Annotated in this window: 12 protein-coding genes; 4 read left to right on the top strand and 8 right to left on the bottom strand. The window is 69.2% G+C overall.

What is annotated here, in order from left to right:
* The 3 genes from E3T19_RS17350 to E3T19_RS17360 are packed head-to-tail and all read left to right on the top strand — an operon-like array spanning nt 1 to nt 4,899.
* Nucleotides 1-951, top strand: coding sequence for a carbohydrate ABC transporter permease (locus E3T19_RS17350; RefSeq protein WP_134409447.1), 951 nt, complete (start codon nt 1-3; stop codon nt 949-951).
* 4 nt (nt 952-955) lie between these two features.
* Complete coding sequence (locus E3T19_RS17355; protein WP_134409448.1) at nt 956-1,813, top strand: carbohydrate ABC transporter permease; 858 nt, start codon at nt 956-958, stop codon at nt 1,811-1,813.
* A gap of 14 nt (nt 1,814-1,827) precedes the next feature.
* Nucleotides 1,828-4,899: a glycoside hydrolase family 38 C-terminal domain-containing protein gene (locus E3T19_RS17360; RefSeq protein WP_134409449.1), complete on the top strand. Its 3,072-nt coding sequence runs from the start codon at nt 1,828-1,830 to the stop codon at nt 4,897-4,899.
* A 100-nt stretch (nt 4,900-4,999) separates the two neighbouring features.
* Here E3T19_RS17360 and E3T19_RS17365 read toward each other — a convergent pair whose 3' ends face one another.
* The 4 genes from E3T19_RS17365 to E3T19_RS17380 form a co-directional block, all read right to left on the bottom strand.
* On the bottom strand, nt 5,000-6,943 hold the full coding sequence (locus E3T19_RS17365; protein ID WP_134409454.1) for an ABC transporter ATP-binding protein: 1,944 nt from the start codon (nt 6,941-6,943) through the stop codon (nt 5,000-5,002).
* A gap of 120 nt (nt 6,944-7,063) precedes the next feature.
* Nucleotides 7,064-7,279 (bottom strand): hypothetical protein, encoded by a 216-nt coding sequence (locus E3T19_RS17370; RefSeq protein ID WP_088455228.1) that lies wholly within the window; start codon nt 7,277-7,279, stop codon nt 7,064-7,066.
* 150 nt (nt 7,280-7,429) lie between these two features.
* On the bottom strand, nt 7,430-8,785 hold the full coding sequence (locus E3T19_RS17375; RefSeq protein WP_088455229.1) for an MFS transporter: 1,356 nt from the start codon (nt 8,783-8,785) through the stop codon (nt 7,430-7,432).
* A 127-nt stretch (nt 8,786-8,912) separates the two neighbouring features.
* Nucleotides 8,913-10,556 carry a HAMP domain-containing sensor histidine kinase gene (locus E3T19_RS17380; protein ID WP_134409450.1) on the bottom strand — a complete coding sequence of 548 codons (1,644 nt, stop codon included), beginning with the start codon at nt 10,554-10,556 and terminating at the stop codon, nt 8,913-8,915.
* 139 nt (nt 10,557-10,695) lie between these two features.
* Between E3T19_RS17380 and E3T19_RS17385 the strand changes: the two genes are divergently transcribed.
* Nucleotides 10,696-11,064, top strand: coding sequence for a response regulator transcription factor (locus E3T19_RS17385; protein WP_088455231.1), 369 nt, complete (start codon nt 10,696-10,698; stop codon nt 11,062-11,064).
* Nucleotides 11,065-11,067: 3 nt separating this feature from the next.
* Here the strand turns inward: E3T19_RS17385 and ribH are convergent, their stop codons facing one another.
* The 4 genes from ribH to E3T19_RS17405 form a co-directional block, all read right to left on the bottom strand.
* Entirely contained in the window at nt 11,068-11,541 is a 474-nt protein-coding gene (gene ribH / locus E3T19_RS17390) for a 6,7-dimethyl-8-ribityllumazine synthase (RefSeq protein WP_088455232.1), read from the bottom strand.
* Nucleotides 11,538-12,800 carry a GTP cyclohydrolase II gene (gene ribA, locus E3T19_RS17395; protein ID WP_088455233.1) on the bottom strand — a complete coding sequence of 421 codons (1,263 nt, stop codon included), beginning with the start codon at nt 12,798-12,800 and terminating at the stop codon, nt 11,538-11,540. The genes ribH and ribA overlap by 4 nt, the downstream gene beginning before the upstream one ends.
* Complete coding sequence (locus E3T19_RS17400) at nt 12,797-13,465, bottom strand: riboflavin synthase (RefSeq protein ID WP_134409451.1); 669 nt, start codon at nt 13,463-13,465, stop codon at nt 12,797-12,799. Before E3T19_RS17400 ends, ribA begins: the two co-directional genes overlap by 4 nt.
* A 9-nt stretch (nt 13,466-13,474) precedes the next feature.
* A partial coding sequence (locus tag E3T19_RS17405) for a dihydrofolate reductase family protein (RefSeq protein ID WP_166788918.1) occupies nt 13,475-13,957 on the bottom strand: 483 nt, incomplete at its 5' end.

Here is a 13,957-nt window from a genome sequence, read left to right on the forward strand (position 1 = left end):
ATGTCAGCCGACACCGTTTCCCACTGTCCCGGTGAGACCGTGACCGGGTCGGGACCCTCGGGTCCCGGCCCGCGCCGGCGGCCACGGGGACGCACCCTGACCCGGGTGCTGCCCCTGGCGCCGGCCGTCGTGCTCCTCGCGATCTTCCTGCTCGGGCCGGTCATCTGGTCGTTCTACGGGTCCTTCACCGACGCGGCCCTCACCGGCGCGAGCGCACAGGACCCGCAGTGGGTGGGCCTGGACAACTACCTCACCCTGTTCACGGACCCGGTCTTTCCGCTGTCGCTGTGGCTGACCTTCGTGTTCGTGGTCGCCTCCGCCATCGTCGGCCAGAACTTCCTCGGGCTGGGCATCGCCCTGCTGATGAACCGGGCAAGCAAGGTGGTCAGCGCCGTGGTCGGCACGGCCGTCGTCGCGGCCTGGGTGCTGCCCGAGATCGTCGCCGCCTTCGTCGCCTACGCCTACTTCAGCGAGGACGGCACCCTGAACCAGGTGCTCGCCGCGGCGGGGATGAGCGGACCGAACTGGCTGTACAGCTTTCCCATGCTCTCGATCATCCTGGCCAACGCCTGGCGGGGCACCGCGTTCTCGATGATGGTCTACCGGGCGGCGTTGAACGATGTGCCGGTAGAGGTGACGGAGGCCGCCATGATTGACGGCGCCGACGGCATCAAGCGCCTCACCTGGATCACCATCCCGATGATCAAGAACAGCATCGCCACCAACCTGATGCTGATCACCCTACAGACGCTGTCGGTGTTCACCCTGATCTGGGTGATGACCGCGGGCGGACCCGGAAACGAAAGCACCACCCTGCCGATCATGGCGTTCCAGGAGGCATTCAAGTTCGGTGACATCGGCTACGGCACCGCCATCGCGACGGTCATGCTGCTCATCGGTGCCGCTTTCTCGCTTGTCTACATTCGGGCGCTTCGCCCAGAAAAGGTCTGAGCCGATGACCGTCAGCACCCTCGCCACCTCGGTGGCCTCGCCGCGCAAGGCCACCGCCGCGATCCTGGCCAATGCCGTTCTCATCGTCATCGCACTGTGCTTCCTGCTGCCGCTGGCCTGGCTGGTCCTGGCCTCCCTCGACGTGAAGGCCACCTACCAGACCCAGATTCCCGAGCAACTGTCCGTGGACAACTTTGCCGCGGTGTTCAACCCCGAGCTGACGTTCCTGCCGCTCTGGAACAGCCTGCTGCTCTCCGGCGGCGCCGCCGTCGTCACTGTGCTGGCGTCGGTGCTGGCTGCCTACCCGCTCTCCAGGTACACCATGCGCTTCAACAAGCCGTTCATGTACGGGGTCCTGTTCGGCACCTGCCTACCCATCACCGCAATCATGGTTCCGGTGTACAGCCTGTTCGTTCGCCTTAATCTGCTGGACTCGATTCCTGCCACGATCTTCTTCATGGCGGCGACCTCGCTGCCGATGGCCATTTGGATGACCAAGAACTTCATGGACTCGGTTCCGGTCAGCCTGGAGGAAGCCGCCTGGGTCGACGGGGCGTCAGCGATGAACGCCCTCCGGCGCATCGTTGTGCCCCTCATGCGCCCCGGACTGAGCGTGGTGTTCATCTTCGTGTTCATCCAGGCCTGGGGCAATTTCTTCGTGCCGTTCGTGTTGCTGCTCTCGCCGAGCAAGCAGCCGGCCGCTGTGAGCATCTACAGCTTTTTCGGCCAGTACGGTGCCATCGCGTACGGTCAGCTCGCCGCGTTCTCCGTGCTGTATTCAGTCCCGGTGATTCTGCTCTACGTCCTCGTTTCCCGCGGCATGGGCGGGTCATTCACCATGTCAGGCGCGATCAAGGGTTAGGAACGGTACCAGTCATGCATGATGACAGCACGCTCGTGGAATTGCGGATCAGCCGGTTCGTCCGGGAACGGCTCCGACCAGCCCTCAACCGGGCCGCCGTGCCCCTCGCCATCGAATCGTGGGATGCTCCGGGTGAGCCCGTACCCTTCATGGACGCCATCCGCCAGGACTACAGCCCGTTCGGTACCGGCCGAACCTGGGGGCGGCCGTGGGGAACGACCTGGTTGCACGTCACCGGCAGCGTTCCGGCCCAGTGGCCGGTCGACGACTCCCTGCGGGTCGAACTCCTGGTCGATCTCGGCTTCAGCAAGGCGACGCCGGGGTTCCAGGCCGAAGGCCTGGTCTGGTCCCCGGACGGTGTCATCCTCAAGGCGGTCGAGCCCCGCAACCGCTCCGTCCCTCTGACGGTGGGACCCGGTGGGCGCATCGACCTTTACATCGAGGCGGCCGCCAACCCGGATGTCACCTCCGGCTTCACCTTCGTCGCCACCGATAAGGGCGACCCCGCCACGGCCGGAGCCACCCCGATCTACCGGCTTCGGCAGGTGGACGTGGTGCTCAAGGACCAGACCGTGTGGGAGCTCCTGCAGGATTTCTGGACCCTGACCGGTCTCATGCGTGAGCTTCCCACGGGTCTCGCCCGGCGGGCGGAGATCCTACGGGCGCTGGAACGCAGCATCGACGTCGTGGACCCTGACGACGTCGCGGGCACGGCGTCCCGTGGACGCGCTGCGCTTGCCGAAGTGCTCGCCCGACCGGCGAACGCGAGCGCCCACCATCTGCACGCCGTGGGCCACGCCCACATCGACAGCGCCTGGCTCTGGCCGGTGCGGGAGACTGTGCGCAAGGTGGCACGCACCTTCTCCAATGTGCTGGCCCTGATCGAGGCGAACCCGGACTTCACCTTCGCCGCGTCATCCGCCCAGCAGTATGCCTGGCTCAAGGAGCACTACCCGGAGCTGTTCGCCAGGGTCAAGGCGCAGGTCGCGGCCGGCACGTTTGTGCCGGTGGGTGGGATGTGGGTGGAGTCGGACACCAACATGCCCGGTGGTGAGGCGCTGGCTCGCCAATTCGTCGCCGGGAAGCGTTTTTTCATGGAGGAATTCGGCGTCGAGCCGCTGGAGGTGTGGCTGCCCGACTCGTTCGGCTATTCGGCGGCGTTGCCGCAGATCGTGGCGGCGGCAGGGTCGCGGTGGTTCCTGACCCAAAAGACCTCCTGGAACGAGACCAACCTGATGCCGCACCACACCTTCCGGTGGGAAGGCATCGATGGCACCCAGATTTTCACCCACTTCCCTCCCGTCGACACGTATAACGCGGAGTTGTCGGGGGAGGAGCTGGCGCGAGCGGAGCACCAATATGCCGAAAAGGGGTCGGCCAACACGTCGCTCGTGCCATTCGGATGGGGGGACGGCGGCGGCGGACCGACCACGGAGATGATCGCCGCCGCCCGCCGAACCGAGTCGCTGGAAGGCTCGCCGACGGTGGAGCTGTCCAGCCCGCGACGCTTTTTCGAGGCGGCCGAGGCCGAGTACCCCGAGCCGCCGGTCTGGCTCGGCGAGTTGTACCTCGAGTTCCACCGGGGCACCTACACCTCCCAGGCTCGCACCAAACGCGGCAACCGCCGCAGCGAGCACCTGCTGCGCGAGGCCGAACTGTGGGCGGCCACGGCATCCGTGCGCTCGGGGGTCGCCTACCCCTACGATCTGCTCGAGCAGACCTGGCACACCGTGCTGCTGCAACAGTTCCACGACATCCTGCCCGGCTCCTCCATCGCCTGGGTGCACCAGGAAGCCGAACGCAACTACGCCGCCGTCGCCGACACCCTGACCGACCTGATCGAGACCACTGTGCGGCAGCTGTGCTCCACCGGCGACAGCACAGTTCTCCTGAACGCGGGCCCGTACGCCCTTGACGGCGTGGCGGGGCTGGCGGGCGCGGATGCCGCCCACCCCGATCCGGCGGCGCCGGCGGCTGACGTCACCCTGACCCGCACGGCGGCCGGCCTCGTGCTCGACAACGGACTCGTGGCCGTCACCATCGACGCCGACGGGCTCTTCAGCTCGGTGTGGGACGTGATCGCGCACCGCGAGCTGGTGCCGGCGGGTTCCCGGGGCAACCTGCTGCAGCTGCACCGGGACACCCCCACCCAGTGGGACGCCTGGGACATCGACGAACACTACAAACGCAACACCGTGGACCTGACCACGGCGGAGTCCGTCGAGGTGATCCTGGACACGCCCGGCCGGGCCCGCGTGCGGGTGACCCGTGCCTTCGGGACCTCCCGCGTGGTCGAGGACATCACCCTGTCGGCGGGGTCGCCGGCGGTGGATCTGCACTTCGATCTGGACTGGCACGAACGGCAGAAGCTGCTCAAGCTGGCCTTCCCGCTCGACGTGAACGCCGACCGGGCCGCCTCGGAGATCCAGTTCGGCCACGTCTTCCGGGCCACGCACACCAACACCTCCTGGGATGCCGCCCGGTTCGAGACGGTGGCGCATCGGTGGGTGCACGCGGGCGAGCCCGGCTACGGGGTGGCCGTGGCCAACGATTCCACCTACGGACATGACATCAGCCGGTCCCCGGACGGCGCCGGCCGGTCCGCGACCACGGTGCGGCTTTCGCTGCTGCGCGCGGCGGTGTTCCCCGACCCCGCCGCCGACCAGGGCCGGCATGAGCTGCGGGTCTCCCTGCGGGTGGGCTCCGGCATCCCCGAGGCCGTGGCCGAGGGCTACCGGCTGAACCTGCCGCTGCGCACCGTGACCGGGGTGGCCGACGCTGTCGTCGAGCCCCTGCTCCGGGTCGACAACCCGGCCGTGGTGATCGAGGCGGTCAAGCTCGCCGAAGACCGGAGCGGGGATGTGATCGTGCGGCTGTACGAGGCGCACGGCAATCGGTCGACGGCGCGTCTCATCCGGCATTTCGAGGCGACGGATGTGGTGGAGACCGACCTGCTCGAGCGCCCGCTGGCCGAGCCCCGCGTCGAGCTCGCCGCCGGGGCGCCGCTCCCGGTGGAGTCGCACGCCCTCACCCTCACCCTGCGCCCGTTCGAGATCGTCACGCTGCGCTTCATCCGCCGCCGGTAACTCGCGAAAGCGGCCACGTGGTCGTGTCGCGGGTGCGGAGGCAGCCACGTGCCCGCTCTCGCGGGGAGAGCGGACCTCGCGGAAGACCTCGCGAGTGCTGTTAGACCAGCAGCTGGTGCTTGGCCAGGTCGCGGTACAGCGGGGTGGAGAGCACCAGCTCGGAGTGGGTCCCGGTGCCGACGACCTCCCCATGGTCCAGGACCACGATCTGGTCAGAGTCGACCACGGTGGAGAGCCGGTGCGCGATCACGATCAGGGTGCGGTCCACCGCCACGGCGTCGATGGCGTCGCGCATCAGCTGTTCGTTCATGCCGTCCAGGCTCGAGGTGGACTCGTCCAGCAGCAGGATCGGCGGGGCGGCGAGCAGCGCCCGGGCGATGGCGAGGCGCTGGCGTTCGCCGCCGGAGAGTTTGACGCCGTCTTCGCCGACCGCGGCACCGAGGCCGGCCGGGTCGCGGTCGAGCACCTCGCCGAGGTTCACGGCGTGCAGCACGGCCACGCACTGCTCGTCGGTGGCGTCCGGCGTGGCGAGGGTGAGGTTGTCGCGCAGCGAGCCGGCCAGCACGGGGGCGTCCTGCTCCACGTAGCCGATCTGACCGCGCAGGTCGGTGCGGTCCAGGCTGCGGATGTCGAGGCCGCCGAGCCGCACCACGCCGGAGTCGGCGTCGTAGAACCGCTCGATCAGCGCGAGGATGGTGCTCTTGCCGGCACCGGACGGGCCCACCAGAGCGGTGCGCAGACCGCGGGGGGCACTGAACGAGACGCCGCGCAGCACCGGTGTCGGGGTGGCCGGGCCGACAGCAGGGGCCGTCGTGTCGGGGCCGGTGAACTCGGTGGTGGCGTCGGGGGTGCTGCCGTCCTCGGCGGCGAGGACCGCCTGGGCGACCGGGCCGGGGCGCACGGCAGCCAGCTCCTCGCCGGTGGCGGCATCCGTCGTGGCGAGCACGGTGGGGGCGTAGTGGAAGCGCACGTCCTCGAACGAGATCGCCGGCGCCTCCGGGTTGACCTTGGCGTTCGCGGCGCCCACCACGATGGCCAGCGGCGCGATGTCGCGGTCGAACTGGTCTTCGCTGGGCAGGTCGATGATCTCCTGGATGCGGCCGAGGGCGCCGAGCGCCGAGTTGACCGAGGTGATCGCGCCGAAGAACTGGCCCAGCGGCATGATCATCATGAACAGGAACAGGATGAACGACACCAGGTCGGCGATGGTGATGCTGCCGTCCGCCACCCGGAAGCCCCCGACGCCGAGCACCACGAGCAGCGACACCTGCAGCGCGATGCCGGCGATCGGCACGACCAGGGCCGAGACCTTGGCGACCTTGATGCCCATCTGCCAGGCACCCTCGGCGTCCTTTTCGACCACCGCGATCTCGCGGGCGGTGGCGTTGGCGGCGCGCACCGTGCGTACGGCGCTGATGGCCCGTTCAACGCTGGCGGCCAGGTCGCCGACCTTGGTCTGGGCGGCCAGGCTGGCGGTGCGGATGCGCGCCGACAGCAGCACCACGGTAACCACTGACACGGCGATCACGAGCACCGTCAGGCCCAGCAGCACCGGGTCGATGATGAGCATCGCGATGATGGCGCCGATGAAGGTGAGCGACCCGCCGATGGCCTCCACGGCGCCCTGGGTGAGCACGGCGCGGAGCAGGGTGGTGTCCGAGCTGACCCTGGAGACCAGGTCGCCGGTGCGGCGGGCGTCGAACTGGCTGATCGGCAGGTTCAGCATCCGCCCGATCAGGCGGCGGCGGCTGGAGAGCACCACGCCCTCGCCGGTGCGCTGCAGAAGGTAGTGCTGGTATCCGCTGATCAGGGCGGAGACCACGACGAGCGCGACGAGCCCCGTGACGATGTTGTCCAGCGGGTCGCCGGCCTCGACGAGGGTGATCACCTGGCTCACCAGCAGCGGCTGGGCCAGGCTCGCGGCGGCGCCGAGCACGCTGAGCACCACGACAACGCTGAGCACGGCCCGGTGTTCGGACAGGTAGGGCAGCAACTGGCTGAAGGAGGCCCGCGGCCCTTCGGTCGGGGCGCCGCGGCGGCCCATCCGGGAACGTGTCCTGGGTGCGGGGGTGTCGGACGCGGGGGTGCTGGTGCCGGGGGGTGTCGTACTCACCAGTCGAGCTTAACCGGCGCCCGCGCGGATGCGGGCCTCGCCGGGTGCAGGCTAGCCACGGCCGTACTTCTTGTGCACGGCCTGCCGGGAGACCTCGAGGGCCAGGGCGATCAGCTGCCAGGGCGCATTGGCGTTGCGTGCCCGCCGCACGGCCAGGGCCTCGGCGCGGTCGAGTTCGCCGCGCATCCGCTTGATTGCCCGCAGTGTCTCGATCGGGTCGCCTGAGCCGGCGTCGCCCACCAGTGTTCGTCCCGTGTCATCCAACATGTGTCAACCGTAATTGACATATCCCATTCGTGTCAACTCAAATTGACATCCGATTGCGCGAAAGCGGCCATGTGGCTACCTCAGAGAACTGAGACAGCCACACGACCGCTTTCGCGAGCTGTAGCGCCAGCGTGGGTCGAGCCGCGCGGGTCAGCGCTCGAGGTCGAGGTCGCGGGTCTCGCGGCTGAGGTAGAGCGCCACCAGGGTGATCAGGCCCATCACCGAAAGGTAGATGCCCACCCAGAACGGGCTGCCCTCGCCGAGGGTCCACAGCCACACGGCGATGAACGGGGCCACGGCCGCACCGAGGATCGAGCTCATGTTGTACGCGAACGCGGAGCCCGTGTAGCGCACGTGGGTGGGGAACAGCTCGGGCAGCAGCGCGCCCATCGGGCCGAACGTCATGCCCATCAGGGTGAAGCCGAGGATCAGGAAGATCATCACGCCGAGGAACCCGGCGCCCAGCAGCGGCACGAACAGGAACCCGAACACGACGATTCCCGCGGTCACCCAGAGCAGCGTGCGGCGGCGGCCGAACCTGTCCGCCCACGGCCCGGAGGCAAGGGTGAAGATGCCGAAGAACACGACGCCGCCGATCATCATCAGCACGAACGTGGTGTAGCTGTAGCCGAGGCCCGCCACCGGCGCATCCGTGGCGGCACGGCCGTAGCTGAGGCTGAACGTGGTCATCAGGTAGAACAGCACGTAGGTGGCCAGCATGATGAAGGTGCCCAGGATGAGTTCACGCCAGTTGGACTTGAACACCGCGGCGAGCGGCAGCTTGGCGACCTTCTTGGTGGTGACGATCTTGGTGAACGCGTCGCTCTCCACCAGGCGCAGACGCACCCAGAGGCCCACGATCACCATGACGGCGCTGAACAGGAACGGCACCCGCCATGCCCACTCGAGGAACGCATCCGACGGCCGGGTCGGGTCGTCGGAGGGCAGCAGCAGCGCGATGAGCAGGAACAGGCCGTTCGCGATGATGAAGCCGAGCGGGGCGCCGACCTGCGGGAAGGTGCCGTACCAGGCGCGCTTGCCCTTGGGGGCGTTCTCGGTGGCCACCAGGGCCGCGCCGCTCCACTCGCCGCCGAGGGCGAAGCCCTGGGCGAGGCGCAGGATCACCAGCATCGCCGGGGCGAGCCAGCCGACCATGGCGTAGGTGGGCAGCAGCCCGATCAGGAACGTGGCGATCCCCATCGTGAGCAGCGCTCCGACCAGGGTGGCCTTGCGGCCTTTCTTGTCGCCGAAGTGGCCGAAGAACAGGGCGCCGAGCGGCCGGGCCACCATGGCGGCGCCGAACACCGCGAAGGAGGCGAGCAGGGCGGCGGTCTCGTTGCCGGACGGGAAGAACAGGTGCGGGAAGACCAGCACAGCGGCGGTGGCGTAGACGTAGAAGTCGTAGAACTCGATGGTGGTGCCGATGAGGCTGGCCAGGATGACGCGGCTGCGAGGATTCGTGGGCGCGGGGGCGACGGATGTGGCCGCCGCGGTGGATGCTGACATGAGTGTGGGCGCTCCGAATGAAGGAAATGGCGTGGCTGAGTCTGGGCGCGAGACGGCGGTCAGTCGTCTGGGGCGGACGGGTTGACGCTCAGAAAGACGGCGGCCGCTTGTGGCGGCCTGATTCACCCTACATTCGGGTGGTCGTGCTGGGCGAATCCGTTTCGGTCGTGGTGCCCGACCGGAGCGGCGAGACGCGGGGGAGGGCCACGGTGACGTGGGTGCCGGTGTGGCCGTCCGACTGCAGGTCGATGGTACCGCCGAGCCTGTCGACGAGTCCCTTGGTGAGGGGGAGCCCGAGCCCGGTGCCCGCCAGCAACTCGGCGCTCGCCGATCTGAAAAACCTGTCGAAGACCCGCTCGATGTCCTGCGGCGGGATGCCCACCCCGTTGTCGCTGACGGTGAGCAACATGCCGTCGGTGTCGGTCGTGCAGCCGACCCAGACCTGCCCGTGCGGAGGAGTGAACTTGACGGCGTTCGAGACCAGGTTCGTGAGCACCCGACGCAGGTCGGACGCCGAACTGCGCACATCGAACGGTCCGGCGCCGAACTCGGCGGTCAGGCTCACCCCGGCGGCGTGCGCCTGCGGGGCCTGCTCCTCGACACATTCGGCCACCAGCGCCGCCAGGTCAACGGCCTCGTCCTGGCCGGTGTCGGTGTGGGTGCTCATTTTGGAGAGGTCCAACAGGTCCTCCACCAGCTGCGCCAACCGATGCGAGTTGCGCACGATCACCCGGGTGAAGCGGGCCTGATCGGCGTCGAGAGTGGTGTCCTCGAGCTCCTCGGCAAAGCCCAGGATGCTCGTGATCGGGGTGCGCAGCTCGTGGCTGACCGACGAGACGAAGTCATCCTTCTGCCGGTTGAGTTCGCGCAGGGCCTGCACCACCTCCCGTTCCCGGCTGAGGACGTCGTCGCGCTGGGCCAGCTCGGCGGCCAGCAACAGCATCGAACTCGCGAAGGTGACCAGGAAGATTTGCACGTACGGTCCGCTCGTGCCGGTGGCGCCGCTCTGCGCCGCGCTGAAGTAGCCGATCCCGAGCGAGGTGAGCCCCGACGCGACCATTGCCGTGCCGCAGACTTCCCAGGCCACGATCCGGATCCCGAACCTGAAGGCCGCCCAGGTGAGCAGCGGCAGGATGAGGAAGGAGATCGGCAGTGACCGGCCCGGCCCGTACACCACTCCGAGCACCAGCATCATGGCGCCCACCTGGATGAGCAACTCCAGGCGACGCTCCGCCCGCGCCTGGCTACGGCGCACCAGGGCAAGAGGGACGAGCACAAAAACGGCGAACGCGTGCGAGGGGATGGCGGCAAGCAGCACCTGGCCGAACGAGGCGCCCTCGAACAGCGTCACCGTGCTCGCGGCGACGAGCCCGATCGCGACGGCGCCACACAGAACGGCGACGGTGAACCGCAGCACGTCCCGCACGGTGTCCAGGCGGGCCGGTTCATCCCGGCGAGCGACGATGGCGCTGAACACCCAGGCCTCGAGGGCGTTGGCAAGACCGAAGCCGAGGGCAACCGGCAGGGGACGGCCGCCGCCGAGGTTCGCGGCCACGGTGACCACGGTGACCAGTATCGCCACCACGGCGCGTTCCCGGCCCCTGGCCACACACATCGCGAGCACGGCGGCGGCCGCGGCGGGCCACCACTGGGCGACACCGGTCGGCGAGGGCGGCGCCGCGAGGGAGGCCCTGCCGAGGCCATAGGCCACCAACAGAAGCACGAGGATGGCCGCGTAACGCCAGCGGCGCGGCGCGGCCCACAGCGACACGACAAGATTGTTCACTCGCGTGGTGCCTTCCCCGTGAAGCCGACCGCGGCGCGATTGGATATTGTCAACTTAGTGTGTCGTGTGCCCAGTGCGGGTGACACGCGCTGAAGATAGACCGCCGAACCAGGGGACACGCCGTATGTCACGCATTTTGATCGTCGAGGACGACGAAGACGTCAGGGCCCTGATCGGCCACAAACTGCGCCGGGCCGGGCACGAGGTGTCCGAGGCTGGCGACGGTGAGGAGGGCCTCGCGGCCGCCCGCGCCGGCTCGCCCGATCTGATCGTGCTGGACTGGATGATGCCCAAGCTCACGGGCATCGAGGTGTGCGCGCAGGTGCGGGCCGACACCGCGCTGACCCAGCCGCGCATCCTGTTGCTCACCGCCAAGTCGCAGGACAGCGACATCGCGCTGGCCCTGGCGACGGGCGCGGATGGCTACCTGATCAAGCCGTTCCGCGCCAACGACCTGCTCGAACGGGTCACCGCGCTCCTCGAATCCCGCTAGGGCCTAACGCTCGCGGAGGGCCTTGAGCACCAGGGCCGTGGCCAGCGCCGCGGTGGCGGCCTCCTCGCCCTTGTCCTCCTTCGAGCCGGGCAGTCCGGCCCGGTCCAGGCCCTGCTGCTCGTCGTCGAGGGTGAGCACGCCGAAGCCCACCGGCTTGCCGGTGTCCAGCGCCACCCGGGTGAGGCCGTCCGTTGCCGCCGCCGACACGTACTCGAAGTGCGGGGTGCCGCCGCGGATGATGACCCCCAGTGCCACCACAGCGTCGGCGCCGTTCTCCAGCGCCACCTTGCTCGCCACGGGCAGCTCGAAGCTGCCGGGCACCCGCACGAGCGAGAACGTCGCCCCGGATGCCTCGAGCACCCGGGTGGCTCCGGCGATGAGACCGTCGGTGATCACGTCGTGCCAGCGGCCGGCGACGATCACCACCTCCAGTCCGGTGCCGTCGACGTCGATGGCGGGGGATCCTGCTCCACTCATAGTGCGAGTCCTTTCACGATCTGGTGTGCTGAGATTTCGTGACCCATCCGGTCACGCTTGGCGGCGAGGTAGTCCTCGTTGTGGCTGCCAACGCCCACGACCAGCGGCACCCGTTCGGTGACTGTCACGCCGTAGGCCTGCAGCTGGCGCACCTTCTCCGGGTTGTTGGTGAGCAGCCGCACCGAGCCCAGGCCCAGTTCGTCGAGGATGGCGGTGGCCGCGCCGTAGTCGCGGGAATCGGCCGGCAGGCCCAGCGCGAGGTTCGCGTCGAGGGTGTCCAGGCCGTCCTCCTGCAGCTTGTATGCGCGCAGCTTGTTGATCAGGCCGATGCCGCGACCCTCCTGGCCGCGGAGGTACACCACCACGCCGCCCTCGCGTTCGATGGTGTCCAGCGCGGCCTGCAGCTGCGGCCCGCACTCGCATTTGAGCGAGCCGAAGGCCTCGCCGGTGAGGCATTCGGAGTGCACCCGCACGAGGGCTCCGTCCTGCGGGCTGCCCGAGACGATGGCGACATGGTCGGCCCCGGTCATCCGGTCGCGGTACGCGCGAATCTGGAACGAGCCGTGTTCGGTGGGCACCGTGGTCTCCACCTCGAAGTCCACCCGCGGCGATTCGCGGATCGGGCTGACCGAGGCGAGGTCGTCGTCGCAGTGGAACTCCTGCAGGTGCGCGATGAGGTCGGCGATGGTGATCACCGGCACGCCCTCCCGCTCCCCGAGGAGGAGCAGTCCGGGCAGGCGCATCATCTCGCCGTCTTCTGCGACGATCTCGGCGATCCCGGCGACGGGAGTGAGCCCGGCCAGCTTCATCAGGTCGACCGCGGCTTCGGTGTGGCCGTCGCGTTCCCGCACTCCGCCGTCCATGGCCCGCAACGGCAGGATGTGGCCGGGCCGGTTCAGGCTGGCCGGCGTCGAGCTGGGTTCGGCGAGCACCCGCAGGGTGTGCGCCCGGTCGGCCGCGCTGATGCCGGTGCTCAACCGGTCGGCAGCGTCGACGGTGACGGTGTAGTTGGTGCCGCGCGGGTCCTCGTTGTTGAGCACCATGACGGGCAGGTCGAGGGTGTCGGCGATGTCGTTGGTCATCGGCGCGCAGATGAAGCCGCTCGAGTGCCGCACGGTCCAGGCGATCCACTCCTGGGTGGCCAGTTGGGCGGAGATGATCACGTCGCCCTCGTTCTCGCGGCCCTCGTCGTCGGCGACGATGACGGGCTTGCCGAGCCGGAGTGCCGCCAGTGCGGTGGGGATGTCGGCGAGGCTCATGGGGTGCTCCTTAGAACTGCGGATGGTGCGGATGTTTCGGTCGAGGGGGCTGCGGCGCTCGCCGCGAGGGCGAGCATGCGTTGCACGTGCCGGGCGAGGATGTCGGTCTCCAGGTTGACCCTGTCGCCCACCGTCAGGCCGCCCAGAGTGGTGGCGGCGAGGGTCTCGGGGATCAGCGACACCTCGAACCACTGGTCGGGCTGGGCGGCGGCGGAGATGCTGCTCACCGTGAGGGAGACCCCGTCGATGGCGATGGAGCCCTTGTCCACCACCAGCGGCGCCAACGCCGGATCGAGGCTGAACCGCACGACCCGCCAGGCATCGCCGGGCACGACGGCCAGCACCGTGCCGGTGCCGTCGATGTGGCCCTGCACAATGTGGCCGCCGAGCCGGCCGCCCACCAGAGCGGCGCGTTCGAGGTTCACCGGGGTGCCCGCGGTGACGCCGGCGAGGGTGGACATCGACAGGGTCTGCGCCATCACGTCGGCGGTGAAGGTCGAATCGGTCTGCTCCACCACGGTGAGGCAGACACCGCTCACCGAGATGGAGTCGCCGTGCCCGGCGCCGTCGACCGCGAGCGGGCCGCGGATGGTGAGGCGGGCAGCATCCTTCGTTCGCTCGATGCGCTCGACGGTGCCGAGCTCCTCAATGATTCCGGTGAACATGGTGGTCCTTCAGCTCGTCTGTGTGTCGGGGCGTGTGTCGGGGCGTGTGCCGGGGTGTGCCGCGGCGGCCCGGGTGGTCTGGTCGGTGTGGCTGGTCTCGGCGGTAGTGGCATCGGTGTCGGCCGGCCGGGCGACCAGCAGCAGGTCCTCGCCGAGGTGCTGCAGCTCTCCGATCCGCAGCCGGCGCTGGGCGTCGATGCCGGTGACGCCGATGTCGCCCAGGGCCAGCCTGTCGCCGCCGAGCAGGGTGGGCGCCAGGTAGACGAGGTACTCGTCGACCAGGCCGGCCCGTACGAAGGCGCTGGCCAGGGCGGGGCCGCCCTCCACGAAGACCCGGCGGATGCCGCGCTCGTGCAGCTCGGCCAGCAGCGCGGCGACGTCGTGCCCGGCCAGGAACCACGGGGTGAGCGGGTGCCGGTGCACGGCGGCGTCGGCCGGCACCGGGCGGCGCCCCACCACCACGGGCCGCGGCTGATGCGGCAGCAGGGTGCC

Origin of the sequence: Cryobacterium sp. TMT4-31 (genome assembly GCF_004403385.1) — a bacterium.
GTDB classification, from domain to species: domain Bacteria; phylum Actinomycetota; class Actinomycetes; order Actinomycetales; family Microbacteriaceae; genus Cryobacterium; species Cryobacterium zongtaii.

What these genes read in the sequence shown, in the direction of transcription:
- E3T19_RS17350 (WP_134409447.1), top strand. Translation starts at nt 1, where the DNA reads ATGTCAGCCGACACCGTTTCCCACTGTCCCGGTGAGACCGTGACCGGG.
- E3T19_RS17355 (WP_134409448.1), top strand. Translation starts at nt 956, where the DNA reads ATGACCGTCAGCACCCTCGCCACCTCGGTGGCCTCGCCGCGCAAGGCC.
- E3T19_RS17360 (WP_134409449.1), top strand. Translation starts at nt 1,828, where the DNA reads ATGCATGATGACAGCACGCTCGTGGAATTGCGGATCAGCCGGTTCGTC.
- E3T19_RS17365 (WP_134409454.1), bottom strand. Translation starts at nt 6,943, where the DNA reads ATGGGCCGCCGCGGCGCCCCGACCGAAGGGCCGCGGGCCTCCTTCAGC.
- E3T19_RS17370 (WP_088455228.1), bottom strand. Translation starts at nt 7,279, where the DNA reads ATGTTGGATGACACGGGACGAACACTGGTGGGCGACGCCGGCTCAGGC.
- E3T19_RS17375 (WP_088455229.1), bottom strand. Translation starts at nt 8,785, where the DNA reads ATGTCAGCATCCACCGCGGCGGCCACATCCGTCGCCCCCGCGCCCACG.
- E3T19_RS17385 (WP_088455231.1), top strand. Translation starts at nt 10,696, where the DNA reads ATGTCACGCATTTTGATCGTCGAGGACGACGAAGACGTCAGGGCCCTG.
- ribH (WP_088455232.1), bottom strand. Translation starts at nt 11,541, where the DNA reads ATGAGTGGAGCAGGATCCCCCGCCATCGACGTCGACGGCACCGGACTG.
- ribA (WP_088455233.1), bottom strand. Translation starts at nt 12,800, where the DNA reads ATGAGCCTCGCCGACATCCCCACCGCACTGGCGGCACTCCGGCTCGGC.
- E3T19_RS17400 (WP_134409451.1), bottom strand. Translation starts at nt 13,465, where the DNA reads ATGTTCACCGGAATCATTGAGGAGCTCGGCACCGTCGAGCGCATCGAG.